The 25,803-nt window shown below is 68.2% G+C and carries 19 protein-coding genes and 1 tRNA gene; 13 read left to right on the plus strand and 7 right to left on the minus strand.

Annotation, left to right across the window (positions count from 1 at the left end):
- The first annotated feature begins 144 nt into the window (after positions 1–144).
- From LZ686_RS03390 to LZ686_RS03400, 3 genes are all read left to right on the plus strand, one after another.
- A complete protein-coding gene (locus LZ686_RS03390) occupies positions 145–1,170 on the plus strand; it encodes a LacI family DNA-binding transcriptional regulator (protein WP_349546981.1) in 1,026 nt (341 codons plus the stop codon).
- Positions 1,171–1,243: 73 nt separating this feature from the next.
- Positions 1,244–1,783, plus strand: a complete 540-nt coding sequence (locus LZ686_RS03395; protein ID WP_349546982.1) for a PAS domain-containing protein — start codon at positions 1,244–1,246, stop codon at positions 1,781–1,783.
- Positions 1,776–5,177 (plus strand): chemotaxis protein CheB, encoded by a 3,402-nt coding sequence (locus LZ686_RS03400; protein WP_349546983.1) that lies wholly within the window; start codon positions 1,776–1,778, stop codon positions 5,175–5,177. Before LZ686_RS03395 ends, LZ686_RS03400 begins: the two co-directional genes overlap by 8 nt.
- Here LZ686_RS03400 and LZ686_RS03405 read toward each other — a convergent pair.
- Positions 5,174–5,755 carry a TetR/AcrR family transcriptional regulator gene (locus LZ686_RS03405; protein ID WP_349546984.1) on the minus strand — a complete coding sequence of 194 codons (582 nt, stop codon included), beginning with the start codon at positions 5,753–5,755 and terminating at the stop codon, positions 5,174–5,176. The two genes, LZ686_RS03400 and LZ686_RS03405, sit on opposite strands and share 4 nt — an antisense overlap.
- A gap of 108 nt (positions 5,756–5,863) precedes the next feature.
- On the opposite strand from LZ686_RS03405, the gene LZ686_RS03410 reads away from it, so the two are divergent.
- From LZ686_RS03410 to LZ686_RS03420, 3 genes are read left to right on the plus strand one after another with little or no spacing between them, the layout of a single operon-like run.
- A complete protein-coding gene (locus tag LZ686_RS03410) occupies positions 5,864–7,165 on the plus strand; it encodes an efflux RND transporter periplasmic adaptor subunit (RefSeq protein ID WP_349546985.1) in 1,302 nt (433 codons plus the stop codon).
- A 6-nt stretch (positions 7,166–7,171) separates the two neighbouring features.
- Entirely contained in the window at positions 7,172–10,288 is a 3,117-nt protein-coding gene (locus tag LZ686_RS03415) for an efflux RND transporter permease subunit (RefSeq protein ID WP_349546986.1), read from the plus strand.
- Positions 10,285–11,670 carry an efflux transporter outer membrane subunit gene (locus LZ686_RS03420; RefSeq protein ID WP_273743531.1) on the plus strand — a complete coding sequence of 462 codons (1,386 nt, stop codon included), beginning with the start codon at positions 10,285–10,287 and terminating at the stop codon, positions 11,668–11,670. The genes LZ686_RS03415 and LZ686_RS03420 overlap by 4 nt, the downstream gene beginning before the upstream one ends.
- On the opposite strand, the gene eutC is transcribed toward LZ686_RS03420, so the two are convergent.
- From eutC to LZ686_RS03435, 3 genes are all read right to left on the minus strand, one after another.
- Complete coding sequence (eutC, locus tag LZ686_RS03425) at positions 11,667–12,395, minus strand: ethanolamine ammonia-lyase subunit EutC (protein WP_349546987.1); 729 nt, start codon at positions 12,393–12,395, stop codon at positions 11,667–11,669. The genes LZ686_RS03420 and eutC overlap by 4 nt on opposite strands.
- Positions 12,392–13,765, minus strand: a complete 1,374-nt coding sequence (locus tag LZ686_RS03430; protein ID WP_349546988.1) for an ethanolamine ammonia-lyase subunit EutB — start codon at positions 13,763–13,765, stop codon at positions 12,392–12,394. The genes eutC and LZ686_RS03430 overlap by 4 nt, the downstream gene beginning before the upstream one ends.
- Before the next feature lie 73 nt (positions 13,766–13,838).
- A tRNA-Leu gene (locus LZ686_RS03435) sits at positions 13,839–13,925 on the minus strand.
- A 107-nt stretch (positions 13,926–14,032) separates the two neighbouring features.
- On the opposite strand from LZ686_RS03435, the gene lipB reads away from it, so the two are divergent.
- From lipB to LZ686_RS03455, 4 genes are all read left to right on the plus strand, one after another.
- Positions 14,033–14,677, plus strand: a complete 645-nt coding sequence (gene lipB / locus LZ686_RS03440) for a lipoyl(octanoyl) transferase LipB (protein ID WP_046000972.1) — start codon at positions 14,033–14,035, stop codon at positions 14,675–14,677.
- 116 nt (positions 14,678–14,793) lie between these two features.
- Positions 14,794–15,234 carry a c-type cytochrome gene (locus LZ686_RS03445; protein ID WP_045981595.1) on the plus strand — a complete coding sequence of 147 codons (441 nt, stop codon included), beginning with the start codon at positions 14,794–14,796 and terminating at the stop codon, positions 15,232–15,234.
- A 176-nt stretch (positions 15,235–15,410) separates the two neighbouring features.
- Positions 15,411–17,087: a cytochrome c oxidase subunit I gene (locus LZ686_RS03450; RefSeq protein ID WP_045981596.1), complete on the plus strand. Its 1,677-nt coding sequence runs from the start codon at positions 15,411–15,413 to the stop codon at positions 17,085–17,087.
- Between the two features lie 112 nt (positions 17,088–17,199).
- Positions 17,200–17,595 carry a DUF2244 domain-containing protein gene (locus LZ686_RS03455; protein WP_347917135.1) on the plus strand — a complete coding sequence of 132 codons (396 nt, stop codon included), beginning with the start codon at positions 17,200–17,202 and terminating at the stop codon, positions 17,593–17,595.
- On the opposite strand, the gene LZ686_RS03460 is transcribed toward LZ686_RS03455, so the two are convergent.
- Together LZ686_RS03460 and LZ686_RS03465 are read right to left on the minus strand one after the other, a co-directional pair.
- On the minus strand, positions 17,592–17,780 hold the full coding sequence (locus tag LZ686_RS03460; RefSeq protein WP_347917136.1) for a DUF3008 family protein: 189 nt from the start codon (positions 17,778–17,780) through the stop codon (positions 17,592–17,594). The two genes, LZ686_RS03455 and LZ686_RS03460, sit on opposite strands and share 4 nt — an antisense overlap.
- Before the next feature lie 45 nt (positions 17,781–17,825).
- On the minus strand, positions 17,826–18,287 hold the full coding sequence (locus LZ686_RS03465; RefSeq protein WP_046001160.1) for a GatB/YqeY domain-containing protein: 462 nt from the start codon (positions 18,285–18,287) through the stop codon (positions 17,826–17,828).
- 154 nt (positions 18,288–18,441) lie between these two features.
- On the opposite strand from LZ686_RS03465, the gene carA reads away from it, so the two are divergent.
- Entirely contained in the window at positions 18,442–19,590 is a 1,149-nt protein-coding gene (gene carA, locus LZ686_RS03470; protein WP_349546990.1) for a glutamine-hydrolyzing carbamoyl-phosphate synthase small subunit, read from the plus strand.
- Positions 19,591–19,697: 107 nt separating this feature from the next.
- Entirely contained in the window at positions 19,698–21,848 is a 2,151-nt protein-coding gene (locus tag LZ686_RS03475; protein WP_349546991.1) for a glycosyltransferase, read from the plus strand.
- On the opposite strand, the gene LZ686_RS03480 is transcribed toward LZ686_RS03475, so the two are convergent.
- Positions 21,845–24,646: a bifunctional [glutamine synthetase] adenylyltransferase/[glutamine synthetase]-adenylyl-L-tyrosine phosphorylase gene (locus tag LZ686_RS03480; protein ID WP_349546993.1), complete on the minus strand. Its 2,802-nt coding sequence runs from the start codon at positions 24,644–24,646 to the stop codon at positions 21,845–21,847. The genes LZ686_RS03475 and LZ686_RS03480 overlap by 4 nt on opposite strands.
- Before the next feature lie 207 nt (positions 24,647–24,853).
- On the opposite strand from LZ686_RS03480, the gene LZ686_RS03485 reads away from it, so the two are divergent.
- Positions 24,854–25,693 carry an arginyltransferase gene (locus LZ686_RS03485; protein ID WP_045981651.1) on the plus strand — a complete coding sequence of 280 codons (840 nt, stop codon included), beginning with the start codon at positions 24,854–24,856 and terminating at the stop codon, positions 25,691–25,693.
- Positions 25,694–25,803: the final 110 nt, after the last annotated feature.

Genomic DNA, 25,803 nt, shown 5'->3' on the forward strand with positions numbered 1-25,803 from the left:
TCCTCCCGGAACTTCCCCTCCGAAGTTCCCCTTGCCCGATTCCGCGTCATGTAATCGGTTTCATCTGACGTTCTCACAGGATGAAAAGGTTTACAACATCAATTTTTCCGCTAAGCCTGATGCTGTCCCGAACAAAGGTTTCTTGTGTCAGATCAATCGCGTCCACCCCGAATCCATGATGTCGCCAAGCTGGCGGGGGTGTCCGTGGCGACGGTCAGCCGGGCCATCTCGAACCCGTCGATCGTGTCGGAAACCACGCGCAAGGCGGTCGAGGCGGCGATCGCGCAGACCGGCTACACGCTGAACTTCACTGCCCGGAACCTGCGTCAGCAGCAGGTGGGCGGCGTGCTGGCGCTGGTGCCGAACCTGGCCAATCCGTTCTTCTCGCAGATCCTGTCGGGCATCTCCGAGGTGCTGCGCCGCCACAACCTCAGCCTTTTGGTGATGGACACGACCGCGGTGCCTGACCAGCCGGCGATGAAGGTGCTGGGCCCCTATCTGACGCGGTCGCGCTCGGACGGGGTGATCGTGCTGGACGGGCAGATGGAGCCGGGCCTGTTCGCCCGTCCCGGCTGTCCGCCCCTGGTGCAGGCCTGCGAATGGATCGACGGCCTGTCCGCCCCCCGCGTGCTGGCCGACAATGTCGAAGGGGGCCGCCTGGCCGCCCGGCATCTGACCGACCTGGGGCACCGCCGCATCCTGCACCTGACCGGGCCGCAGGGCAGTTCGCTGACCCTGTCGCGCCGCCAGGGCTTCCTGCAGGGTCTGGCGCAGGCGGGGCTGCCCGATCCCGACCCCGGGGACAGCATCACCGGTGATTTCACCGCCCGGTTCGGCCAGCAGATGGCCGCGCAGGTGCTGGCCATGCCCGACCGTCCCACCGCGGTCTTCTGCGACAACGACGAAATGGCGATCGGCCTGATGCACGGGCTGATCGTGGCCGGGCTGCGGGTGCCGCAGGACATCTCGGTCATGGGGTTCGACAACATCGAGATGGCGGCCTACAGCAGCCCCGGCCTGACCACGATCCGCCAGCACCGCGCCCGCCTTGGCCGGCGCGCCGCCGAAGTCCTGCTGGCCCGCATGCAGGGCCAGCAGGTCACCGACAGCATCACCCTCGGCGTCGATCTGGTGGTCCGTGCCAGCACCGGACAGGCGGCAAAAACGTGACTTGTTCCAGGGGGCGGGGATTAATATTGTAGGGTTGAACGTCGGGGACATGGCCCGCCGCAACAGGATGACGATGCCCGACCCCACGCTGCCCGAAGCCCTGCGCGCCCAGATCGCGCGGTCGCGGATCGCCATTTCCCTGGCGGCGGCGATGCCCGACATGCCGCTGTGCATGGTCAACGACGCCTTCTGCCGGCTGACCGGCTTTGACGCCGATGACAGCCTGGGCCGCAACTGCCGCTTTCTGCAATCCTCCGCAACGCCGCGGGACCAGATCGGCGCGATGTCGCGGTTCCTGGCCGACGATGCACAGGACGACGGGCGGTTCCCGGTTATGAACCGCACCCGCGACGGGCGGTCGTTCACGAACCTGGTGTTCATGTCCAAGCTGCGCGGCGGCGACGGCACGCTGCGTTTCGTGATCGGGTCGCAGTTCGACGTGACCGCATCCGATGCGGCAGGAACGATCGCGCGCGATGATGTGGCACTTAGCCGCAACATGGCGGACTTGCGCCGGGCCGCGGGACAGTTCGGACTGATCATGTCGGATTCCACGGGGCTGATCGCCCGTTCGATCAGCACGCTTGCAAGGATCACGTTGCGCGATGAATGACGCCTCGCCCGCACGCGCCACCACGCGTCCGCCCTTCGCCGTCGTCGGCATCGGCGCCTCGGCCGGGGGGCTCGAGGCGCTGCACGACCTGCTGCGTGACGTCCGGCGCGAGGATCCGGCTGCCTATGTCGTCATCCAGCACCTGGACCCGACGCATGACAGCGTTCTGGCCGAACTGCTGGATCGGCGCACCGCGCTCAGCGTGCAGCAGGCGACCGACGGCACGGTGCTGCAGCCGGGTCATGTCTATACCATTCCCCCCGGTGCGCGGATGCTGATCAGCGACGGACGCCTGCATCTGACCGATTTCGACCAGCCGCGCGGGCTGCGCCGCCCGATCGACGACTTTTTCGAAAGCCTGGCGCATGACCGCGGCCCGGCCGCTGCCTGCGTGATCCTGTCGGGCACGGGGGCGGACGGCACGTTGGGGCTGCGCGCGGTCAAGGAACATGGCGGCATCTGCGTCATCCAGGAACCGCGTACCGCCCGGTATGACGGAATGCCCCTCTCAGCGCAGTCGACCGGGCTGGTGGACTATGTTCTGCCGCCGGAACGGATCGTGCCCGCCATCCTGCAGTTCTTCGACTCCAGCGAAACGCAGCAGGCCGACGACGCGATGCTGGCCGATGCGCGGCTGATCTGCCAACACCTGCTGGACCGGTGCGGGCACGATTTCTCGGGCTACAAGATGACGACGCTGGTGCGGCGCATCCGCCGCCGGCTGCAGGTCCTCAACATTGCCGGCACGCGCGACTATCTGCGCCACCTGCAGCGCCATCCCGACGAATGCGAGGCGCTGCTGAACGAGTTCCTGATCAACGTGACACGGTTCTTCCGCGACCCCGAGATGTTCCAGGCCCTGCGCGAACAGGCGATCCGCCCGATGGTCACGGCCGCCGACGGAGAGGAGCTGCGCGTCTGGGTCGCCGGCTGCTCATCCGGCGAGGAGGCCTACTCCGTCGCGATGCTGATCGATACGGAAATGCGCGCCGCCGGATTGCGGCCCCGCTTCACCGTGTTCGCCAGCGACATCGACAAGAAGATGATCGAGATCGCCCGCGCCGGCACCTATCCGATCAGCGCCCTGGCCGACATCCCCGAGGAGATGCGCGCGGCCTATACCACGCATCGCGACGCGCTGATGCAGATCACGCCGCAGCTGCGCGACCGGGTGCGTTTCTCGCTGCATTCGGTGCTGCGCGATCCGCCCTTTGCGCGGGTCGACCTGATCTCCTGCCGCAACCTGCTGATCTATCTGGACGAAGATCTGCAGTCGCAGGTGCTGCCGCTGTTCCACTATGCCCTGCGCCCCGGCGGCTACCTGTTCCTGGGCCCGTCCGAAGGGGTGCGTCGCGAATCCATGCACTTCACCGAGCTGGACCGCCCCGCGCGGCTGTTCCAGCGTGACGCGACGCCCGCGCGCCTGCCGCTGGACATGCCGTTCCTGCGGTCCGAGGGCGACCGCCCTGCCCCCGGCCCCCGCAGCCGCAAGGCCGAGGACGGCGCGGCCCGCGACGGGGCCCTTGCCGCACAGCGCCGGGTCCTGGACCGGTTCGCGCCCGCCTCGCTGCAGGTGTCCCCTGCGGGAGAGGTCCTGTGGACGGCAGGCAGGCTGGGCCGTTTCCTGGCCGTCGATCCGACCGCCAGAAAGCCGATCCTGGCACCGCAGATCGTGCATCCGGGCCTCAAAGAGGCGGTGACCGCCGCGCTGGACCAGGTGGCCGGAACGGGCCGCGCGGCGATCCTGCGCAACCTGCTGGCGCGGTCCGACCTGGGGGCGCAGCCAGTGACCCTGTTCGCAGAGCCCCTGCCCGACCGAAGCGTCCTGCTGGTATTTCACGACGCGGGCGCACAGGCCCTGCCCGACACGCTGGACGAGACGGATGAGCTGAGCGTTACCGAATCCCGGTCTGACCTGCTGGAGGAGCAGCTGCGTCTGACGCGGATCGAGCTGCACGGCGCCGTCCAGGAGCTTGAGACCGCGAACGAGGAGCTGAAGAGCTCGAACGAAGAAATGATGTCGATGAACGAGGAGCTTCAGTCCACGAACGAGGAGCTGAGCACAGTCAACGACGAGCTGAAGTCCAAGATCGACGATCTGACGGCCGCCAACAGCGACCTGCAGAACTTCTTTTCCGCGACCAAGATCCCCCTGCTGGTGGTCGACCGCGACGTGCGGGTGCGCAACTTCACCGCCGCGGCGCTGCAGATATTTCCGCTGCGCCGGTCCGATCACGGCCGCCCCCTGGCCGACGTGTCCAACGTCTTTGCCAGCGACGTCCTGCTGTCGATGGCGGCCGAGGTGGCCCGCCAGGGCGAGGCGCAGGGAACCGAGCTGGTCGAGTCCGGCGGAACCCGTGTCTGGCGCGTCGATGCCAAGCCCTATCGCGGCCCCGAGGGGCATCTGGACGGCGCCATGCTGGTCTTTGAGGACGTCACCGCGCTGCGCGACCTGCGCGTCGAGGTCGAGCGGCAGGAGGAGCGGCTGAACGCGGTGCGGTCCATGGCGCGGATCGCGGTCTGGCATTACGACGCCGCATCGCGGATGCTGACCATCGACGACAGCTCGGACCTGCTGGGCCTGGGCCAGACGGCGCAGTTGCCGCTGTCGGCCTTCGCGGCCCTGATCGCGCCCGCCGACCGTGACGGGCTGCTGGCCGACCTGCAGGCCTGCGCCGCGGGCACGGCCTTTCGGCGCGTGGTGTCGCCTTCGTCCGACGCACGCTCCGCCGTGCGATTGGAGACGGCGGCCGCGCGGTTCGGGAGCGACGACGGCGATTGCCGCGTGCTGGGGGTCATGCTGGACGTGACCGCCGCGCAATCGGCCGCCACGCTGCGCGAAGCGGTGATTTCCGAGATGGACCACCGGGTCAAGAACCTGTTCACCCAAATCTCGGCGATGCTGCGGATGGCAGCCCGCGAGACCGACGACGCCCAGACCGTGGTCGAGGAGGTTTCCGGCCGGATCAATGCGCTGGCGAACTCTCACGGACTAACCACGGCGCGGGGCACCAAGTCGCAGCTGCCGCTGGCCGACCTGATCGCGACCACGCTGGCGCCCTATGATGGGGCGCGGATCGACCGCGGCGGTGACGACCTGACCATTCCGGCCCGGCTGGTGGTCCCGATGTCGCTGATCCTGCACGAACTGGCCACGAACGCGTTCAAGTACGGCGTCCTGGGGCCGGTCGACGGTGCGCTGCAGATCACGTGGCGACGCGATGGCGACGGGGCGGTGCTGGACTGGACCGAACGCTATGACGCGCCGCGGGCGCAGGACGAACCCGATGCGGGCTTCGGCTCGATCCTGCTGGAGGGGGCGACATCGCAGATCGACGGCACGTTGCAGGTGACGCTGGACGCGGACAGCCGCCGCACCCGCCTGACCTTCTAGGTCAACAACGCGCCGACCTGCCGCATCTGCTGGCGCAGCATGTCGGGAATGTCGGATTCGGTCATCGTCTCGTCCCCCGCCCAGGTGCGCACGGCATGCGACAGCGCGTGGGTCGCCAGTTCTGCGATCAGCATCGCCTCGGCCTGGCGGTCGGGGCCCAGGCGGGCGTGCAGCAGCCCGCCGATCGTCAGGGCGATGTTGTCCATCGAATTGCGGAACACGGCCATCAGCTCGGGGGTGGTGTCCCAGACCTGTTCGATCATGCGGACGACCTGGCGGTCCAGGTCCTTCAGCTCCAGCATCCGGCCCAGCAACAGCGCCAGATCGTCGATCAGCGCCCCCTTGGACGTCACGATCCAATCGGCCGTGCAGGGTTCCAGCTGCGGCGGCATGCCCAGGACCGCAGCCTGCTTGTTGGCGTAATAGTTGAAGAAGGTGCGCGGACTGATCCCTGCCTCGGCGGCGATGGAATCGGTGGTGACCGCCGCATAGCCCAACCGGATGCTCAGCCGCAGCGCGGCCAGCTGGATCTCTCGGGCGGTCTGCTGGCGGCGGCGGTCGCGCAGGTTGCTGGTCATTTTCGGGGCAGTCTCCTCGTGCAGTCGAAGCAAACATTGCATAGTCCGCAAAAACATGCAATCAGCGCGCAACAGTGACGCCCCGTCGGGTGCTTATCCAGGACAAAGATGATGCCGAAACACAGCCTTGCGACCGGCGCCGCCATGGTCGCCGCGATTCTGTCCACCTCCGCGGCCTGGGCACAGGCGCCCGAAGGGATGCCGCCCAAGCAGGTGGGCGTCATGCAGGTGGCGGTTCAGGACGTTCCGCGAATCGTGACCCTGCCCGGTCGCGCGGTCGCGGTGTCGGAGACCGCCATCCGCCCCCGCGTCGGCGGCATCGTGACCGAGATCCTGTACGATCCCGGCGCCGCGATCGAGGCGGGCACTCCGATGTTCCGCATCGAGGACACCACCTATCAGGCGAACCTGGCCAGTGCCGAGGCGCAGGTCGCCTCTGCCCGCGCCCAGGTGACGCAGTCGCAGTCGTCGTTTGACCGTACCCAACAGCTGCTGGGGTCTGGGACGACCCAGGCCCAGGTCGAACAGGCCCAGGCCGCGCTGGACCAAGCGACCGCCGCGCTGCAATCGGCCGAGGCCGACCTGACGCTGGCACAGGCCGAACTGGGCTGGACCACGGTCACCAGCCCCCTGTCGGGCATCGCCAGCGTGTCGGCGGCATCGGTGGGCGATCTGGTGACCGCCGGACAGGCCGACGCCATGGCTACCGTCACCCAGCTGGACCCGATCGAGGTCGACATGTACGAACCTTCGTCGCGCTTCCTCAGCGTGCTGGACGACATCAACGACGGCAACCTGCGCCTGAACGACGAACTGGCCGCGACCCTGACGCTGGAGAACGGCCGTGAATACCAGGCGGTTGGCCAGCTGGTCGCGCCCGGCGTGACCGTGTCGACCTCGACCGGGTCGATCGACACGCGGTTCCGGTTCGACAATCCCGACAACCTGCTGCTGCCGGGCATGTTCCTGCGCGGGCAGGTCGATCTGGGCGTGACCTCGGCGATCCTGGTGTCGCAGTCGTCGGCCACGCGTGACAAGGTCGGCACCCTGACGGCTTGGGTCGTCGAAGACGGCAAAGTCAGCCAGCGGCAGCTGACCGAGGACGGCACCTACAAGCACCAGTGGATCGTCACCGACGGCATCGAGGATGGCGAGACCCTGGTCGTCGACGGTCTGACCGGGCTGGCCGAGGGCATGGAGGTCGTCACCGTCCCCGTGACCATCGACGAAACCGGCGTCGTGCGCGAACAGGCCCCCGCCGATGCGGCCCCTGCCGATGCAGCGCCCGCCGATGCCACCCCCGCCGACACAGCCCCTGACGCAGCCGCGGCCGACGCGGCAACCGACACCGGCCCCGCCGACGCAGCCCCCGCGGAGGCGGATGCCGCCCCCGCCGGCGCGACGGAGTAATCGCGCATGGCACGTTTCTTCATTCACCGGCCCGTCTTTGCATGGGTGATCGCCCTGATCACCATGCTGGTCGGCGCGCTTGGCCTGAACAGCCTGGCCATCGAACAGTATCCCCAGATCGCGCCCACGACGGTGCAGGTCCGGGCCACCTATAACGGCGCCTCGGCCGAGATCGTCGAATCCTCGGTCACCACGGTGATCGAGGACGCGATGACCGGCATCGACGGCCTGACCTACATGACGTCGAATTCGACGCCCGGGTCGGCATCGGTCGCACTGACCTTCGACGACACCGTCGACCCCGAGATCGCCCAGGTCCAGGTGCAGAACAAGCTGCAGCTGGTCACGTCGCAGCTGCCCGACGTAGTGCAGCAGCAGGGCGTGCAGGTAGAGCGCTCGACCAGCTCGATCCTGCTGGTGGCGGCGCTGACGGCGGAAGAGGGCACTTATACCACCGTCCAGCTGGGCGACCTGATCTCGCAGTTCATCGAGGATCCGGTCAAGCGCACGCCGGGCGTCGGGTCGATCAACACCTTCGGCTCGGGCTATGCGATGCGGGTCTGGATGGACCCGATGAAGATGGTCCAGTACAGCGTCACGCCTGCTGACGTCACCGCGGCCGTGGCCGCACAGAACACCAACGTCACCGTGGGCGACCTGGGCGCGCAGCCCGCCGCCGAGGGCCAGAGGCTGACCGTGTCGGTCACCGCGCAGTCGCAGCTGTCCACGGTCGAGGAGTTCGAGAGCATCCTGCTGCGCGTCGATCCCGACGGATCGACGGTCTTTCTGGGCGACGTCGCCCGGATCGAGATCGGTCAGGAAAGCTATGGCGGCAGCTCGCGCTACAACGGCAACCCGGCCGCGGCCGTCGCCGTGAACCTGGCGACCGGCGCGAACGCCGTGTCGACCGCCGCCGCCGTGCGCGACACCATCGACAGCCTTGCCGGCGCCCTGCCCGCCGGGGTCGAGATCACCTATCCCTATGACACCTCCCCGTTCGTGGAAAAGTCGATCAGCCAAGTCTACAAGACCCTGGCCGAGGCCGTGCTGCTGGTGTTCCTGGTGATCCTGGTCTTCCTGCAAAGCTGGCGGGCGACGATCATCCCGGTGGTGGCGATCCCCGTCGTGCTACTGGGCACCTTCGCCGTGCTGGCGGTCGCGGGCTTCTCGATCAACACGTTGACGATGTTCGCGCTGGTGCTGGCCATCGGCCTTCTGGTCGACGACGCCATCGTGGTCGTGGAGAACGTCGAGCGGGTGATGGAGGAAGAGGGCCTGGGTCCCGTCGAGGCCACCGAAAAGAGCATGGACGAGATCACCTCGGCGCTGGTCGGCATCGTGCTGGTCCTGTCGGCCGTGTTCCTGCCGATGGCGTTCCAGACCGGCGCCACCGGGGTCATCTATCGCCAGTTCTCGATCACCATCATCACCGCGATGATCCTGTCCCTGGGCGTGGCCGTGATCCTGACCCCTGCCATGTGCGCAAGCCTGCTCAAGGCGCGCAAGCATGGCCAGGGCGGCATCGCCCCCGCCCGCTGGTTCAACCGCAACCTGGACCGGACCACGACCGGCTATGTCGGCATCGTCACGCGGCTGGTGAAGCGCCCGCTGCGGATGCTGATCGTCCTGGTCGCGATCGGGTTCGGCGTGATGACGCTGTTCGACCGCCTGCCCGGGTCGTTCCTGCCCGACGAGGATCAGGGCGTGGCCCTGGCCATCATCCAGGGCCCGGACGGATCGACCACCCAGCAGACGCAGGCCCTGGTCGAAAAGGTCGAACAGTACCTGCTGACCCAGGAAACCGACACGGTGGAATCGGTCTTTGCCGCGCTTGGCTTCAGCTTCGGCGGGACCGGGCAAAGCAACGCGCTGGTCTTCATCAAGCTGCGCGACTATGCCGAACGCGACGGGTTCGACATCGCGTCGCTGGTGAACCGGGCGAACGGCTATTTCTTCACCACCAACCGCCAGGGCCAGATCTTTGCCCTGCAGCCGCCCGCGATCCAGGGCCTGGGCACGTCCTCCGGCTTTACCATGTATCTGGTGGACCAGACGGGTCAGGGCCAGGACGCGCTGGCCGCCACCGCCAACCAGCTTGTCGCCGATGCGCAGGCGGGTGGCCAGGTCACCAACCTGCGCGGCAACGAGACCGCGAACACCCAGACCGCCCTGCGCCTGGACATCGATCAGCAGAAGGCCGCGGCCTTTGGCCTGAACATCGGTGACGTGAACGCGATGCTGTCGGTGATCTTTGCCGGGCGCGACGTGAACGACTTTGCGCTTGGCAACGACCTGCGGCCCGTGGTGGTCCAGGGCGAGGCCGCAAGCCGCAGTCAGCCCGAGGACATCGAACGCTGGTATGCCCGCAACAGCCAAGGGGAAATGGTGTCCTTCGGCGCCTTCGCCGACCAAAGCTGGCAGCAGGAACCGCAATCGCTGGCGCGTTTCGGCGGCACGCGGGCGCTGGAGCTCAGCGGGGCGGCCGTTCCCGGCCTGTCCTCGGGCGAGGCGATGGACGTGATGGAACAGATGGTCGCGGACATGGACGGCGGCTATGGCACCGCATGGACCGGGCTGTCGTTCCAGGAACGTCTGTCGGGCAACCAGGCGCCACTTCTGTTCGCGCTGTCGGCGCTGGTCGTGTTCCTGTCGCTGGCCGCGCTGTACGAAAGCTGGTCCGTGCCGCTGGCGGTCATGCTGACCGTTCCGGTGGGCATCCTGGGCGCCCTGGCGGCCGCGCTGTTCTTCGGACAGTCGAACGACGTGTACTTCAAGGTGGGTCTGCTGACGACCATCGGGCTTGCCGCCCGAAACGCCATCCTGATCGTCGAATTCGCCGAGGCGCAGGTCAAGGAGGGCAAGACCGTGGTCGAGGCCGCCCTGATCGCATCGCGCCAGCGTCTGCGCCCGATCCTGATGACCACGTTCGCGTTCATGCTGGGCGTGCTGCCGCTGGCCATCGCGTCGGGCGCTGGTGCGGGGGCGCAGAACTCGATCGGCATCGGCGTTCTGGGCGGCATGGCTTCCTCTGCCGTCATCGGGATCTTCCTGGTGCCGGTCTTCTATGTGGCCGTGCTCAAGATCCGGTCGCTGCTGTCGCGCAAGAAGGAAAAGACCTCGTGACGTTTCCCCGTATGACCCGCGCGACACTGTCGCTGACGGCGCTGTTGATGATCTCCGCCTGCGCGGCGGTGGGGCCCGACCCCACCGCCCTGCCCGACACCCGCGTCCAGGGCGCCTTCGCCGAGGGCGGCGGCGGCCCCGTGGGCCAGGTCGGCACCACGGCCTTCTGGTCGGGCTATCAGGACCGCACCCTGTCGCGGCTGATCGCGGGCGGGCTGGACACCAGCCTGGACATCATCACCGCCAACGAACGCATCCGTGCCGCGGCGGCCGACCTTCAGGCGACCCAGCCCCTGGCGGCCCAGATCAGCGGAGAGCCCGCATCGGCCAGCCGCGTGCGGTCGGGCGGCGACGGTCAGGCGACCGGCTATACCAGCAGTGCCAACCTGTCGGCGGGCTTCGTGTTCGATCTGTTCGGGGGCGCGCGCCGTGCCCGCGAAGGGGCCGCTGCGGGCGTCGCATCGGCCGAGGCGCAGGCGCAGGTCACCCGGCTGGCATGGCTGGCCGAGGTCATCAGCGCCTATTCCGACGCACGCTACAACCAGCAGGCGCTGGCTCTGACCCGCGACACGATCGAGGCGCGCCAGGCCACCCTGCGCGTCACCCGCGACAGCCAGGCCCTGGGCCTTGCCACCGATTTCGACATCGCCCAGACCGAGGCTCTGCTGCAGACCGCGCAGGCCGACCTTCCCGCCTTCGAGGCGCAATTCAACGCGCAGGTCTATCGCCTGTCGACGCTGCTGAACCAGCAGGCCGGGCCGCTGATGTCGCAGATGCAGGGCGGATCGGGCGCGCTGCGCATCCCGCCCGGCCCCGGCACCGGGGTACCGGCCGAACTGCTGCGCAACCGTCCAGACGTGCGCGCGGCTCAGCAGGATCTGGTGCAGGCACTGGCGGCGGTGGGGGTCGCGACGGCGGACATGCTGCCCTCGCTGTCGCTGACGGGCACGGTCAGCGACACGGGCGGTGCGACGGGCTGGGGCTTTGGCCCGCGCATCAGCCTGCCGGTGGCCAACCAGGGCATCCTGGGCGCGACCCGCACCCGCCGCGTGTCCGAGGCGCGCCAGGCCGATCTGGCATGGCGCAGCCAAGTCGCGGCCTCGGTCGAGGATGTGCAGACCAGCCAGTCGAACCTGCGCCGCCTGCGCCAGCGCGTCGATGCGCTGGACCGCGCGGCGGCCAGCTATGACCGGGCCTATGCCCTAGCGCGCACGAACTTCGAGGCGGGCGCCCTGCCGCTGGTCGATCTGCTGGACGCCGACCGCCAGCGTGCGGCGGCACGCCTGCAGGCCGCATCGGCCCGCAACGACGCCGCCAAGGAATGGGCCGCGCTGCAGATCGCGACCGGCGCCGGTGCCGCCGTGGCGCGGATCGCCGACTAAGCCTGTGGCGGCAGCAGGTCGCTGCCGCCGCTTTCGTCCTTCAGCGCGATGCCCGTCGCGCCGATCCGACGCCCCTGCATCACCAGCCAGGCCAGCCGTTCGGCGGCGGCTTGATGGGACAGCCCCCCGTTCGGATGAATGTTCGAAACGCAGTTGCGCGCATTGTCGCGTAGCCCGATCCGGGGCGCATGGGTCAGATAGGCGCCAAGGCTGTCGGCCACCGACAGTCCGGGCCGTTCGCCGATCAGCATCAGCACCATGCCCGCCCCCGTGGCCGCCCCGATCGCATCGCCCAAGGCCACCCGCGCACCCTGCGCCAGGATCACCGGACGCCCCGCCAGTTCCGGCAGGCAGGCGAGCAGCCCCCGCACCACGCCCGCGGCCTGCGCCATGACCGCGGGCGCGGACAACCCGTCCCCGATCACCAGCTGCAGCGGCGCGTCCAGCCGGGCCAGGTCATGGGGCGCCAGCTGCCGCCCCAGGTCGGGGCGGCGCAGATAGGTGGCGCGGTCGGTCGCCATGCTGTCCACCCGCAGCACCGGCAGCGGGCCAAGGTCCCGCGCCAGCGCGTCCCAATCCACCTGCCCGTGGATCGCATCGCGCGCCGCCGCGTGGTCCTGCTGAAACCGCAGCAGGTCCGGCAGGGCGGTCGGCCCGGCCCCCGCCTGCAGCCGCACCCGCGCCGGTGTCAGGGCGGACAGGCGGCGCAGGTCCGGCGCGCTCATGCGGACAGCCCAAGGCGGCGGGCCATCGCGCCGGTATCGGGCAAGGCCCCGTCCGCAAGGCCGAACGCATCCAGCCAAGCCGCGAATTCGGGTGCCGGGGTCAGGCCGCTGGTTTCGCGCAGATAGGCGATGTCCTCGAATGCCAGGCTTTGATAGCCCAGCATCACGTCGTCGGCGCCCGGCACGGCGATCACGAAAGTGACCCCCGCCTGCGCCAGCAGCGTCGACAGCGTGTCCATGTCGTCCTGGTCGGCCTCGACATGGTTGGTATAGCAGACATCGACCCCCATCGGCAGGCCCAGCAGCTTGCCGCAGAAATGATCCTCCAGCCCCGCACGGATGATCTGCTTGCCGTCGAACAGGTATTCCGGCCCGATGAAGCCCACGACGGTATTGACCAGCAGCGGCGCATAGGCGCGGGCGACGCCCTGGGCGCGGGCCTCCATCGTCTGCTGATCGACACCGTGATGGGCGTCGGCCGACAGGGCGGACCCCTGCCCCGTCTCGAAATACATCACGTTCTGGCCGACCGTGCCCCGCCCCGCCGCCAGCCCCGCCTGATGGGCCTCCTCCAGCATCGACAGGGTGATGCCGAAACCTTCGTTGGCGGCCTGGCTGCCCGCGACCGACTGGAAGATCAGGTCCACCGGAGCACCCCGCTCCAGCAGGGTCAGGGCGTTGGTCACATGGGTCAGCACGCAGGTCTGCGTGGGGATGTCCAGCGCCTGGCGCATCTCGTCCAGGGCGGTCAGCAGGGCGTGGCAGTTGGCAAGGTTGTCCGACGCCGGGTTGATCCCGATCACCGCGTCGCCCACCCCCTGCAACAGCCCGTCCAGCACCGCGACCGCAATGCCGCGCGGGTCATCCGCCGGATGGTTGGGCTGCAGCCGCGAGGCAAGCACCCCCGCCCCGCCGATGGTGTTCCGGAATGCCGTGACGACCCGCACCTTGCGCGCCACGCGGATCAGATCCTGGTTGCGCATCAGCTTGCTGACCGCGGCCACCATCTCCGGCGTCAGGCCGGGGGCGACGGTGGCCAGCGCCGCACCGTCCGTGGCGGGTGACAGCAGCCAGTCGCGCAGATCGCCCACGGTCATCGACGCGACCGGCGCAAAGGCCGCGCGGTCGTGGCCATCGATGATCAGGCGTGTGACCTCGTCATCCTCATAGGCAATCAGTGCATCGGACAGGAAGGTGGTCAGCGGCAGGTCCATCAGCACGCGCCGCGCCGCCACGCGTTCCAGCGCGCTGCCCGCCGCGATCCCGGCCAGCTGATCGCCCGACCGTTCCGGCGAGGCCGCGGCCATCACCGCAGCCAGGCTGTCAAAGCGAAATCTGTGGTCGCGCGCTGTGGCGGCATACGTGGCCATGACCATCCCCGGTTGTCGGGGGACAGAATGACCCGAACGGCATCGGGGTCAAGGCATCGATGAAAGGGGGGGTTGGTGCGGCCGAGAAGACTCGAACTTCCACTCCGGTTAAGGAACAGCGACCTCAACGCTGCGCGTCTACCAATTCCGCCACGGCCGCATCCGGGCAGTGCGCGCCTGATAGCCGAGGCCGATTGCAAAGAAAAGCGGTTTCTGCGGATGCCGACGGATGTTGACGGGGAAGGACGAAGAGGCCACATCGCAACCATGGTTGAATGGATCATCAGCAGCGGCCTGACCGCGCATGCCGACGCCGTGGCCCTGATGGAGGATCGCGTGGCGCAGATCCATGCAGGCCAGGCCCCCGAGGCCGTCTGGCTGGTCGAGCACCCGCCCTTGTACACGGCCGGGACCAGCGCCCGCCCCCAGGACCTGCTGGACGCGCGCTTTCCGGTGCACCAGACCGGGCGGGGCGGTCAGTACACCTATCACGGGCCGGGCCAGCGCGTGGCCTATGTCATGCTGGACCTGAACCGGCGTGGCCGCGACGTGCGCGCCTTTGTCGGACAGCTGGAGGGGTGGGTGATCGACGCGCTTGCCAGCTTCGGCGTGTCAGGCCAGATCCGCGAGGGGCGCGTGGGCGTCTGGGTGCCGCGTCCCGACAAGCCCCCTCTGCCCGATGGCCAGATGCGCGAGGACAAGATCGCCGCCATCGGCGTCAAGCTGCGCCGATGGGTCAGTTTTCACGGCATCGCCGTTAACGTGGACCCCGACTTGTCTCATTACGGCGGGATCGTGCCCTGCGGGATCAGCGGGCACGGCGTGACCTCGCTGGTCGATCTGGGGCTGCCGGTGGGGATGGCCGATCTGGACGTGGCGCTGCGCCAGGGTTTTGCGCGCACATTCGGCTAGGCCGGCGATCAATTCTTTCCATGCGACCTTTCGATGGCTGGATTTCCGGGGCGCGTTGGTCCTACGGTGCCCTTCGGGAGACCACGGCCCCTCCAGGGCCCAGCGAGGAACTACGCATGAAATCAGCCATTGTCGGCGCCCTATTGGGCGCGACCCTAGCCATCCCCGCCGTCGCGCAGGAAGCGGGCGACGCCGCCGCGGGCGAGGGCGAATTCCGCAAATGCCGCGCCTGCCACATGATCCAGGACGACAGCGGGACCGACATCGTCAAGGGCGGGGCCACCGGTCCCAACCTGTGGAACATCGTCGGCGCGCCCATCGCCCACATGGAAGGCTTCAACTATGGCGACGGCCTGCTGGCCGCCAAGGAAGCCAACCCGGACATGGTCTGGACCGAGGAGGAGCTGGTCGCCTACGTGACCGATCCGACGGCTTGGGTGAAGGAAAAGTCTGGCGACGATTCGGCCCGCAGCAAGATGACTTTCAAGCTGAACCGCAACCAGGCGGACGTCGCGGCCTATCTGGCCTCGGTTTCGCCGGACGCGCCCGCCGAATGATCCTCTGACGCGGCCCCGTGCCGCCTTGGCGCCCCGGCCGGGTTTTTCGGACCCGGCCGGGGCGTTTGCCTCCGGGGCCACTGTGACGCATTGCCCGGTGCCCGCAGGTGGTCTAAAGAATGCGTGATAATGACGGTCGACAGGCCGGATCGACGACATCTTGAGGGAGTTCGGGTATGGCAGACGCAGCCGCACACGGCCACGACGACCATCATGACACACGCGGGTTCTTCACCCGCTGGTTCATGTCCACCAATCACAAAGACATTGGTATTCTTTACCTTTTCACCGCCGGCCTGGCGGGCCTGATCTCGGTCAGCTTCACCGTCTACATGCGGATGGAACTGCACGAGCCGGGTGTGCAGTACATGTGCATGGAAGGCGCGCGATTCTTCGCGAATGCCGCGGCCGAATGCACCCCCAACGGTCACCTGTGGAACGTCATGATCACGTATCATGGCGTGCTGATGATGTTCTTCGTCGTCATTCCGGCGCTGTTCGGCGGTTTTGGCAACTACTTCATGCCGCTGCAGATCGGTGCACCGGACATGAGCTTCCCGCGGATGAACAACCTGAGCTACTGGCTCTATGTCGCGGGCCTGCTGCTGGGCATCGCCTCGCTGTTGGCACCAGGCGGCAACCAGCAGCCCGGTTCGGGCATCGGCTGGGTGCTGTACCCGCCGCTGTCGACGACCGAGGGCGGCTATTCGACCGACCTCGCGATCTTCGCGGTTCACGTCTCGGGCGCCTCGTCGATCGTCGGTGCGATCAACATCATCACCACCTTCCTGAACATGCGCGCCCCCGGCATGACGCTGTTCAAGGTGCCGCTGTTCGCCTGGTCGGTGTTCATCACCGCCTGGCTGATCCTGCTGGCCCTGCCCGTCCTGGCCGGCGCCATCACCATGCTGCTCATGGACCGCAACTTCGGCACGAACTTCTTCAACCCGGCCGGCGGCGGTGACCCGGTGCTGTACCAGCACATCCTGTGGTTCTTCGGCCACCCGGAAGTGTACATCATCATCCTGCCCGGCTTCGGCATCATCAGCCACGTCATCGCGACCTTCTCGCGCAAGCCGATCTTCGGCTACCTGCCGATGGTCCTGGCGATGGCCGCGATCGGGATCCTAGGCTTCGTCGTCTGGGCGCACCACATGTACACCGTCGGCATGTCGCTGACCCAGCAAAGCTACTTCATGCTGGCCACGATGACGATCGCTGTGCCCACGGGCATCAAGGTCTTCTCGTGGATCGCGACGATGTGGGGCGGCTCGGTCGAGTTCAAGACGCCGATGCTCTGGGCCTTCGGCTTCTTGTTCCTGTTCACCGTCGGCGGCGTGACCGGCGTGGTGCTGAGCCAAGCGCCGCTGGACCGCGTGTATCACGACACCTACTATGTCGTGGCGCACTTCCACTACGTGATGTCGCTCGGCGCGGTCTTCGCGATCTTTGCGGGCATCTACTACTGGATCGGCAAGATGTCGGGTCGCCAGTACCCGGAATGGGCCGGCAAGCTGCACTTCTGGGCGATGTTCATCGGTGCGAACCTGACCTTCTTCCCCCAGCACTTCCTGGGCCGTCAGGGCATGCCCCGCCGCTATATCGACTATCCGGTGGAATACGCCTTCTGGAACGCGATCAGCTCGTGGGGCGCCTATCTGTCCTTCGCGTCGTTCATCTTCTTCATCGGCGTGATGTTCTACACCCTGTTCGCCGGCAAGCGCGTCACCCAGAACAACTACTGGAACGAGTACGCCGACACGCTGGAATGGACCCTGCCCTCGCCCCCGCCCGAGCACACGTTCGAGCAGCTGCCCAAGCGCGAGGACTGGGACCGCAGCCCGGCCCACTGAGGCACATCCCTCGATGCCCTATCGTTGGACAGAAACGGCCCCGGACACGTCCGGGGCCTTTTTGCAAACCGTGACCCTGTGGCCGCACCGATCGCTGCCCAAACGGGGCTTTGTGTGGTTCATCGGAACGACGGCCACGCTGCTGCTGCTGCCGATTCTGGCGGTTCTGGGGACGCAGGTGCTGTGGGGGCTGCTGCCCTTCATGATGCTGACGGTGGGGGGGGTCTGGATCGCCCTGCGCCAGACCTATCGCACCGGACAGACGCGCGAGGAGTTGATCATGGACCGCAGCCGCCTGCAGATCCGGCGCAACGACCCGGGACGCCCGGAGCGCCTGTGGCAGACCAACAGCTATTGGGTGCGCCCGGGCCTGCGCAATGGTCCGGTCGAGGCCTATCTGACCCTGTCCGACGGCCAGCGCGAGATCGAGCTGGGCGCGTTCCTGACCCCCGATGAACGCCGCGACCTGTGCGACGAGCTGATGCGGCGGCTGGCGCGGCTGCGCTAGTCGTCGTCGGCGCGGTCCGGCAGGTTATCGTGGTCGGTCTTGGCAAAGTCTTCCAGCTCTGCCTCGGTCATGCTGTGATACATGTCCTTGGACGCGCCCTGCAGGTCGCCGACCTTCGTCTCGCCGCGCTTGGCGGACAGGGCGGCGCCTGCGGCGCGTTGCTGGGCTTTGGATCGTGCGGGCATGGGGTCACCTCCTGCCCGCACAACGCGTGATGCGACGCGCGGGTTTCAGGCCAGCAGGCGCGCCTTGACGGCCGGACCCACGGCGCCGAAATCCATCTGCCCGGCATGGCGTTCCTTCAGTGCGGCCATCACGCGACCCATGTCGCGGATGCCCTCGGCACCCAGATCGGCGATGGCCGCGTCGATCGCGGCGGTCGTCTCGACGCTGTTCATCTGGCGCGGCAGGAACTCCTGGATCACGCCGATCTCGTCCTCCTCCTTGGCGGCCAGCTCCAGACGGCCGCCCTCCTCATAGGCCTTGGCCGATTCCTGGCGCTGCTTGACCATGCGCGACAGGATCATGACCAGGTCGCCCTCGGTCAGGGTGCCGTCGGTGTCCCCGCTGCGCGCGGCGATCTCGCGGTCCTTGACGGCGGCGGCGATCAGGCGCAGCGTCGACAGCCGGGCGCTGTCGCGGGCCTTCATCGCCTCTTTGGTGGCGGCTTGCAGCTTGGCGCGCAGATCCATCTTCGTCTCCAACCCAAGGCGCGGGATGCGCCCGAAAGAACCGCATCTAGCCCCCCGGCGCCTGCGTTTCAAGCGCGGCTCCCGGGCCGCTGCGGGTTGACCTTGGGGCGTCCGCCCCCTATTCACCGGCTGATTTCATTCCAGAGGTGCCGACATGGCTGCTAAACCGACCGCCTGCCTGGCGCTTGCCGACGGGACCGTCTTCTATGGCATGGGCTTTGGCGCCCCCGGCGAGGTCGTCGCCGAGCTGGTCTTCAACACCGCGATGACCGGCTATCAGGAGATCATGACCGATCCCTCCTATGCCAGCCAGGTCGTGACCTTCACCTTTCCCCATATTGGCAATACCGGCGTCACGCCGGAGGATGACGAGGCGCCCGATCCGGTCGCCAGCGGCATCGTCGTGCGGTGGGACCCGACCGAGCCGTCGAACTGGCGCAGCACGTCCGAACTGACCGACTGGATGGCCCGCCGCGGCCGCATCGGCATCGGCGGCGTGGACACCCGCCGACTGACCCGCGCGATCCGTCAGCAGGGTGCACCCCACGTCGTCCTGGCGCATGATCCCGACGGCAATTTCGACATCGAGGCGATGATCGCCCGCGCCCGCGACTGGCAGGGGCTGGTCGGCCTGGATCTGGCCCGCGGCGTCAGCTGCGCGCAAAGCTATCGGTGGGATGAGGGGTCGTGGGAATGGGGCGCAGGCTTCGGCACCGCACCCGGCGACAAGCCGTTCAAGGTCGTGGCGCTGGATTACGGTGCGAAACGCAACATTCTGCGCTCTCTGGTGGCCCATGGCGCCGATGTCACCGTCCTGCCCGCCACCGCCACCGCCGAGGAGGTGATGGCGCACGAGCCCGAGGGCGTGTTCCTGTCGAACGGCCCCGGCGATCCGGCGGCCACGGGCGAATATGCCGTCCCGATGATCAAGGACCTGCTGGGCCGCGACATGCCGATCTTCGGCATCTGCCTGGGTCACCAGATGCTGGCGCTGGCGCTCGGGGCCAAGACGGTCAAGATGGGCCATGGCCATCACGGCGCAAACCACCCCGTGCGCGACGTCGAGACCGGCAAGGTCGAGATCACCTCGATGAACCACGGTTTCGCCGTCGATTCGCAAAGCCTGCCGGTCGGCGTGATCGAGACCCATGTCAGCCTGTTCGACGGCAGCAACTGCGGCATCCGCATGCAGGACAAGCCGGTCTTTTCCGTTCAGCACCACCCGGAGGCCTCGCCCGGTCCCCAGGACAGCCTGTACCTGTTCAAGAGGTTCACCGATTCGATGCGCGCGCGCCGCGCCTGATGACGAATTCATCCCGTGCGACCGCTTTTTGCCGGTCGCGCGGGATCGCTTAATCTTCTGTTAACGCATCACGTGCCAAGACGGGTCGATCCTGATGGGAAACGACCATGGCGCAGCCTGCCCCCCTGCCCCGGCCTGCCAACCTGCCTGATCCGGCCACCGCCGGCAGCGCGGTCCTGTGCGGGCCGACGCTGGCACCGCGCGACCGCCGGTCGCTTGGGCAGATCCTGCTGGAAGATGGGGCGGTCGATGCGGGGGACCTGCTCAAGGCGACGGTGATCCAGCAAAAGCTGCGCCTGCGGCTGGACCAGGTGTTGCTGGCCCAGGGGATGGCCCAGCCCGCCGCCCTGGCCCGCGCGCTGTCGCGGCAGTGGCGCACCACCGCCATCGACCCCGACGTGACGCCCGCCGACCCGCGGCTGATCGACGACGCGGGGGCCGGGTTCTGCCTAACGCACGGGCTGCTACCCTGGCGGCGAATCGGCGGGGTCACCTGGATCGCGACGGCGCGGCCCGATGATTTCGCGGCCGTGCTGCCCCTGCTGCCGCGCCAGTTCGGCCAGGTCCGCATGTTGCTGTGCAGCGCGGACCAGGCCCAGGGCGGGGTGCTGAACTCCCGCCGGACCCGCCTGATCCGCGAGGCGGAGACGCGCGTCCCCGCCATCGAAAGCTGTCGCACGCAGGATCAGGCCCGGACGGCACGCCTGGCGATCGCGGCGCTGGCCCTGACCGCGGCCGGCCTGATCCTGGTCCCGACGTTGATCGTGGGGCTGCTGACGTTCTGGGCGGTGCTGACCCTGCTGACGCAGAGCGGGCTGAAGCTGGCGTCGTTCCTGGCGGCGCGGCGGGCGCTGCGCGAGCAGGATGCCCATGCGCTGGCCATTCGACAGGGTCATCCCGTCCCCCCGCTGATGGAGGCTGCGCTGCCGCTGATCTCGGTCATGGTGCCGCTGTTTCACGAAAAGGACGTCGCGGGCAAGCTGGTCGCACGGCTGGCGCGGCTGGACTATCCGCGGGAACTGACCGACATCCTGTTGGTGATCGAGGCCAGCGACGAGATCACCGAGGGCGCGCTGGACGGCGTGCGCCTGCCGCATTGGATCCGCGTCGTGCGGGTGCCCAACGGGCCGATCAAGACCAAGCCCCGGGCGCTGAATTATGCGCTGAACTTCTGCCGCGGCCAGATCGTGGGCATCTGGGACGCCGAGGACCGACCCGATCCCGATCAACTGCACAAGGTTGCGCGCCGCTTTCATGTCGCGCCTGCGGACGTCGCATGCCTGCAGGGCGCGCTGGATTACTATAACCCGCGCACCAACTGGCTGGCGCGGTGCTTTACCATCGAATACGCAAGCTGGTTCCGCATCCTGCTGCCGGGGGTCGCGCGGCTTGGGCTGATCGTGCCCCTGGGCGGCACCACCCTGTTCTTTCGCCGCCACCTGCTGGAACAGGTCGGCGCATGGGATGCATGGAACGTGACTGAGGACGCCGATCTGGGCGTCCGCCTGGCCCGGCGCGGATACCGGACAGAGATCATCGAGACCACGACCGATGAGGAGGCGAATTGCCGCGCCCTGCCCTGGGTCAAGCAGCGGTCGCGCTGGCTCAAGGGATACGCGATGACCTGGGCCGTGCACATGCGCGATCCTGCGGCGCTTTACCGCGATCTGGGGGCGTGGCGCTTCTGGGGCTTTCAGGTCCAGTTCCTGGGGGCGCTGTCGCAATACCTGCTGGCACCGATCCTGTGGAGCTTCTGGCTGCTGACCTTCGGCCTGCCGCATCCGCTGCGCGCACCGCTGGAAACCGGGGTAGGCTCTTGGGCGATCGTCGGCCTGTTCGGATTGTTCGTCGCGTCCGAGGCGCTGAGCATCTTCGTCGGCATGCGTGCGGTCAGCGGGGCAAAGCACCGCCATCTGATGCCTTGGGTGCCGACGCTGCATCTCTATTTCCCGCTTGGATGCCTGGCCGGGTGGAAGGCCATCTACGAGGTCGTGGCCAAGCCCTTCTACTGGGACAAGACCGCCCACGGCCTGTTCGTCGAGGCGGCGGATGCCCCCGTCATCCCCCTGGCACCGGGCATGGTCTCGATCCCGGTCCTGGGCCAGATCGGCGGCAGGTCCCTGGCAGAGGTCGCGGCGGACCTGCAGAGCAGCGCCGGACAGGCCACCGCGGGACAGCCCAACCTGGTCCAGATCGATGTGCCGGCAGTCGAACCGGATGCCATGCGCTATTCTCAGGACCGCGCCGCCAGCGGCTAGTCGGGCGGACTTTCGTCCGACAGATGTCCCTGGACGAGGGCCTGCACCGTGGCGAAATCGTCGGACAGCCGATCACGCAGGGTATCGGGGCTGTCGGCCTCGACCTCGCGCAGCAGGAAATCCTGGCCTCCGCGCCCGATCACGTCCATGTCCAGCGGCCTGTCCGTCAACAGGCGGGCGGCGGCATGCACGCGCCACAATCCCCGCCAGATCGACGACAGGCGGTCCGCCTGTTCCGCCGTCAGCAGCCCCGCCCGGCGACCCGCCCGCAACTGCGCCGGCGTCGACCGCGCCGGATCGCCCGCCCGCAAGGCGCAGCTCTGCGCCAGCAGGTCGATGTCCTGCAGCCGCCCGGCCCCCTGTCGCACGTCGAAGGCCCCGCCAGGCGGCTTCGCGGCGAACAGGCGGTCACGCATCTGGCCCGTGTCGGGCAGAACACGCGGATCGGTGCCGCGTTCGGCCAGCACTTTCAGGCGCAGGGTCTCGATCTGCTGGCACAGCATATCCGCATCGGGTCCGATCTGCGCGACGCAGCGCGCGCGGGTCAGGGCCAGATGCTCCCATGTCCAGGCCTCGGTCATCTGGTAGGTGCCGAAGCTGTCGATCGAGGTCGCCACCGGCCCCTGCCGCCCTGACGGGCGCAGCCGCATGTCGACCTCGTACAGCCGGCCTTCGGCCGTGGGCGCGGACAGGGCGGTGACCATCGCCTGCGTCAGCCGGGCGTAATAGGGGCGCGCGGCCAGCGGGCGCGGCCCGTCCGAGGCATCGACCCCGTCGGCGTCATAGATCACGATCAGGTCCAGGTCCGACCCCGCGTTCAGCACCCGTGCGCCCAGGGAACCCATGCCCATCACGACCGCGCCGCGGCCAGGCGGCGGGCCATGGCGGCGCGCGAAATCGGCGGCGGTCACCGGCAGCAGCGCCGCCACGCAGGCGCCCGCAAGGTCCGCGTATTGCACCGCCGCCTCGTCCGCGCCGATCAGGCCGCGCAGGTGATGGACGCCGATGCGGAACTGCCATTCATGCGCCCACCGCCGCGCCGCATCCAGCGCCCGTTCATAGCCACCGCCAGGTTGGCTCAGGGCCCGTTGCAGGACCGCGTCAAGTTCCTGGACCAACCCGGCCTCCCGCGGCCAGGGTGCGAAGAAGCTGCCTGCCAGCACGCCGTCCAGAACGGACGGATGGCGCGCCAGATAGGCGGCCAGCGCGGGCGCCGTCCCGCAGATGTCGACGATCAGATCGATCAACTGGGGATTGGCCTCGAACAGCGAGAACAGCTGGACCCCCGCCGGCAGGCCTGACAGGAAACTGTCGAAGCGGGCCAGCGCCTCGGCCGGGTGGCCCGCGCGGGCCATGCGCGACAAGAGCGGCGCCTCGATCCGGCGAAAGATCTGGCGCGCCCGGTCGGACCGCAGCGCGGGATAGGTCTGCCAGCGCTGGATCACCGCCCGCGATTCGTCCGACAAGTCGGGCAGGCTTTCGGTCGGTTCGGTCGGGGCGAAGAACCGTTCGGTCAGCGCATGCACGCGTTCCAGCCGCGATTTCAGCCGGGCGCACCAGGCTTGGACATCGCCCTCGCCCATCAGGGCGGCGATCGTGGCCAACCCCTGATCGTCCTTGGGCAGGCTGTGGGTCTGGGCGTCGTTCACCATCTGGATGCGGTGTTCGATGTCGCGATGGTCGCGGTAATGCGCCGTCAGTTCCTCCGCGACGTCCCGGGGGATCCAGTTCTTGGCGGCCAGCGCCGCCAGCCCGCCAACCGTGTCGCGGCATTGCAGGTCGCGGTCGCGCCCGCCCGCGATCAGCTGGCGGGTCTGGGTGAAGAACTCGATTTCGCGGATGCCGCCGCGGCCCAGTTTCAGGTTGTGGCCCGCCACCTCCAGCCGCCCGCCCAGACCCTTGTGGTCGCGGATGCGCAGCCGCATGTCATGGGCGTCCTGGATGGCCGCGAAATCCAGGTGCTTGCGCCAGACGAACGGCCGCAATTCGCGCAGCAGCCGTTCGCCCGCGGCGGTGTCGCCCGCCGCCGCGCGCGCCTTGATGAAGGCGGCGCGTTCCCAGGTCCGCCCCTCGGCCTCGTAATAGGCCAGCGCCGCGGCGGTCGAGATGCAGACCGGCGTCACCGCCGCGTCGGGCCGCAGCCGCAGGTCGGTGCGAAAGACATAGCCGTGGTCGGTCACGTCGGACAGGGTCGCGGCCATCCGCCGCGTGGCCCGGATCAGGGCGGCACGCGCCTCCATCTGGTCGGCCTCGGCATAGGCGGTCTCGTCGAACAGGACGATCAGGTCGATGTCCGAGCTGTAGTTCAGTTCGCGCGCGCCGCCCTTGCCCATCGCCAGCGCGAAGATGCCACCCGCATCGGCGTCCGTGGCGGGCAGCTTGCCGCGACGGATCTCGGTCGCGACATGGGCGCGCAGGGCCAGATCGACGGCGCGGTCGGCCAGGTCGGACAGCGCGCCGGTCACCTGCTCCAGCGTCCAGACGCCGCCCAGATCGGCCAACGCCGCCAGCAGCGCCACCCGACGCTTGGCGCGGCGCAGCGCCACACCCAGGGCATCCGCGTCCAGCGATTGCAGGCCCGCCGTCTCGCGCGCGACGACGTCGTCATGGTCCAGCGCATCGGGCAGCCAGTCGGCCTCAGACCGCAGCAGGCCAGCCAGATAGGGGCTGCTGCCCGCGGCGCCGGCGATCAGGTCGCGCATCCGGTCGGACAGGGTCGGGAACAGCGCCGCCGCATCCGCCCCGCGGGCGGCGTCGACAGGCAGCGGAAGGCGGGTGATGCGGGTCTGAAAGCTCATGCGCGCCACCTTGCCGGGGTCGCCCCGGCCCGTCAACGCAACGCGCGGTAAACCATGTTGCGCGGAACCGGCGGGCCCGATGCTTTCCACGCTTGGCCTGCCGGGAAATCGTTGCTAGGCTTTCGCGCACACCAACCCGCGATACGGAACCTTCTGCGCCCGCATGATCAGTCGCGACCTGACCAGATGCTGCAAGGGGCGCACCTGATGCGCCATACGCTGCCCCATGCGCCGCAGTTCTATGTGACCGCGCCACAGCCCTGCCCGTACCTGCACGGGCGCGCCGAACGCAAGCTGTTCACCGCGCTGCAGGGCGACAATGCGGCGGAACTGAACAACGCGCTGTCGCGGCAAGGATTCCGCCGGTCGCAGAACGTGCTTTACCGACCCAGCTGCGAAAGCTGCGTGGCCTGCATGTCGGCGCGCATCCGGGTGGCCGATTTCCGCGCCTCCAAGACGCAGCGCCGCATCACCACCCGCAACGCCGCCCTGCGCCGCCTGGCCACCAGTGCCTGGGCGACCGAGGATCAGTTCGAACTGTTCCGCCGTTATCTGGACAGCCGCCATGCGGATGGTGGCATGGCGGACATGGACATCTTTGAATTCGCCGCGATGATCGAAGAGACGCCGGTCAAGACCCGCGTCATCGAATACCGGTGCAGCGACGATGCGATGCCGGCGCTGGCGCAGGGCGACGATCACCTGGCCGGTGTGTGCCTGACCGACGTGCTGGATGACGGGCTGAGCCTTGTCTACAGCTTCTACGATCCGCTGCTGCGGCCGGCCAGCATGGGCACTTACATCATCCTGGACCATATCGAGATCGCGCGGGCCGCGGGCCTGCCCTATGTCTATCTGGGCTATTGGGTGCCGGGCAGCCGCAAGATGGACTACAAGGCCCGCTTCAGCGCGCTGGAGATTTACAAGGGCGGCGTCTGGCAGGATATCGGCAACCCCGAGGATCATTCGAACGAAGCGCATCCCCTGTCCGTAGATCCGATCGTCGAACAGGTCGCCCGTATCGCGCTGCCGCAATTCGACCGATAGCGTCCTTCAAACCGCGAAATAAAGTTTCAATTTCCGGCGTGCCTGCGTCACTTTCTCCGCCAAATGCCATTGACCCTGTCCGAACCTGACCCTAGGTTGCGCCGACGCGG

This window comes from Paracoccus sp. NFXS7 (assembly GCF_040148865.1).
GTDB classification, from domain to species: domain Bacteria; phylum Pseudomonadota; class Alphaproteobacteria; order Rhodobacterales; family Rhodobacteraceae; genus Paracoccus; species Paracoccus marcusii.

Excerpts from the sequence above, each read along its gene's own strand:
- LZ686_RS03395 (WP_349546982.1), top strand. The coding sequence starts at position 1,244 with ATGCCCGACCCCACGCTGCCCGAAGCCCTGCGCGCCCAGATCGCGCGG.
- LZ686_RS03400 (WP_349546983.1), top strand. The coding sequence starts at position 1,776 with ATGAATGACGCCTCGCCCGCACGCGCCACCACGCGTCCGCCCTTCGCC.
- LZ686_RS03405 (WP_349546984.1), bottom strand. The coding sequence starts at position 5,755 with ATGACCAGCAACCTGCGCGACCGCCGCCGCCAGCAGACCGCCCGAGAG.
- LZ686_RS03410 (WP_349546985.1), top strand. The coding sequence starts at position 5,864 with ATGATGCCGAAACACAGCCTTGCGACCGGCGCCGCCATGGTCGCCGCG.
- LZ686_RS03415 (WP_349546986.1), top strand. The coding sequence starts at position 7,172 with ATGGCACGTTTCTTCATTCACCGGCCCGTCTTTGCATGGGTGATCGCC.
- eutC (WP_349546987.1), bottom strand. The coding sequence starts at position 12,395 with ATGAGCGCGCCGGACCTGCGCCGCCTGTCCGCCCTGACACCGGCGCGG.
- LZ686_RS03430 (WP_349546988.1), bottom strand. The coding sequence starts at position 13,765 with ATGGCCACGTATGCCGCCACAGCGCGCGACCACAGATTTCGCTTTGAC.
- lipB (WP_046000972.1), top strand. The coding sequence starts at position 14,033 with ATGGTTGAATGGATCATCAGCAGCGGCCTGACCGCGCATGCCGACGCC.
- LZ686_RS03445 (WP_045981595.1), top strand. The coding sequence starts at position 14,794 with ATGAAATCAGCCATTGTCGGCGCCCTATTGGGCGCGACCCTAGCCATC.
- LZ686_RS03450 (WP_045981596.1), top strand. The coding sequence starts at position 15,411 with ATGGCAGACGCAGCCGCACACGGCCACGACGACCATCATGACACACGC.
- LZ686_RS03460 (WP_347917136.1), bottom strand. The coding sequence starts at position 17,780 with ATGCCCGCACGATCCAAAGCCCAGCAACGCGCCGCAGGCGCCGCCCTG.
- LZ686_RS03465 (WP_046001160.1), bottom strand. The coding sequence starts at position 18,287 with ATGGATCTGCGCGCCAAGCTGCAAGCCGCCACCAAAGAGGCGATGAAG.
- carA (WP_349546990.1), top strand. The coding sequence starts at position 18,442 with ATGGCTGCTAAACCGACCGCCTGCCTGGCGCTTGCCGACGGGACCGTC.
- LZ686_RS03475 (WP_349546991.1), top strand. The coding sequence starts at position 19,698 with ATGGCGCAGCCTGCCCCCCTGCCCCGGCCTGCCAACCTGCCTGATCCG.
- LZ686_RS03480 (WP_349546993.1), bottom strand. The coding sequence starts at position 24,646 with ATGAGCTTTCAGACCCGCATCACCCGCCTTCCGCTGCCTGTCGACGCC.
- LZ686_RS03485 (WP_045981651.1), top strand. The coding sequence starts at position 24,854 with ATGCGCCATACGCTGCCCCATGCGCCGCAGTTCTATGTGACCGCGCCA.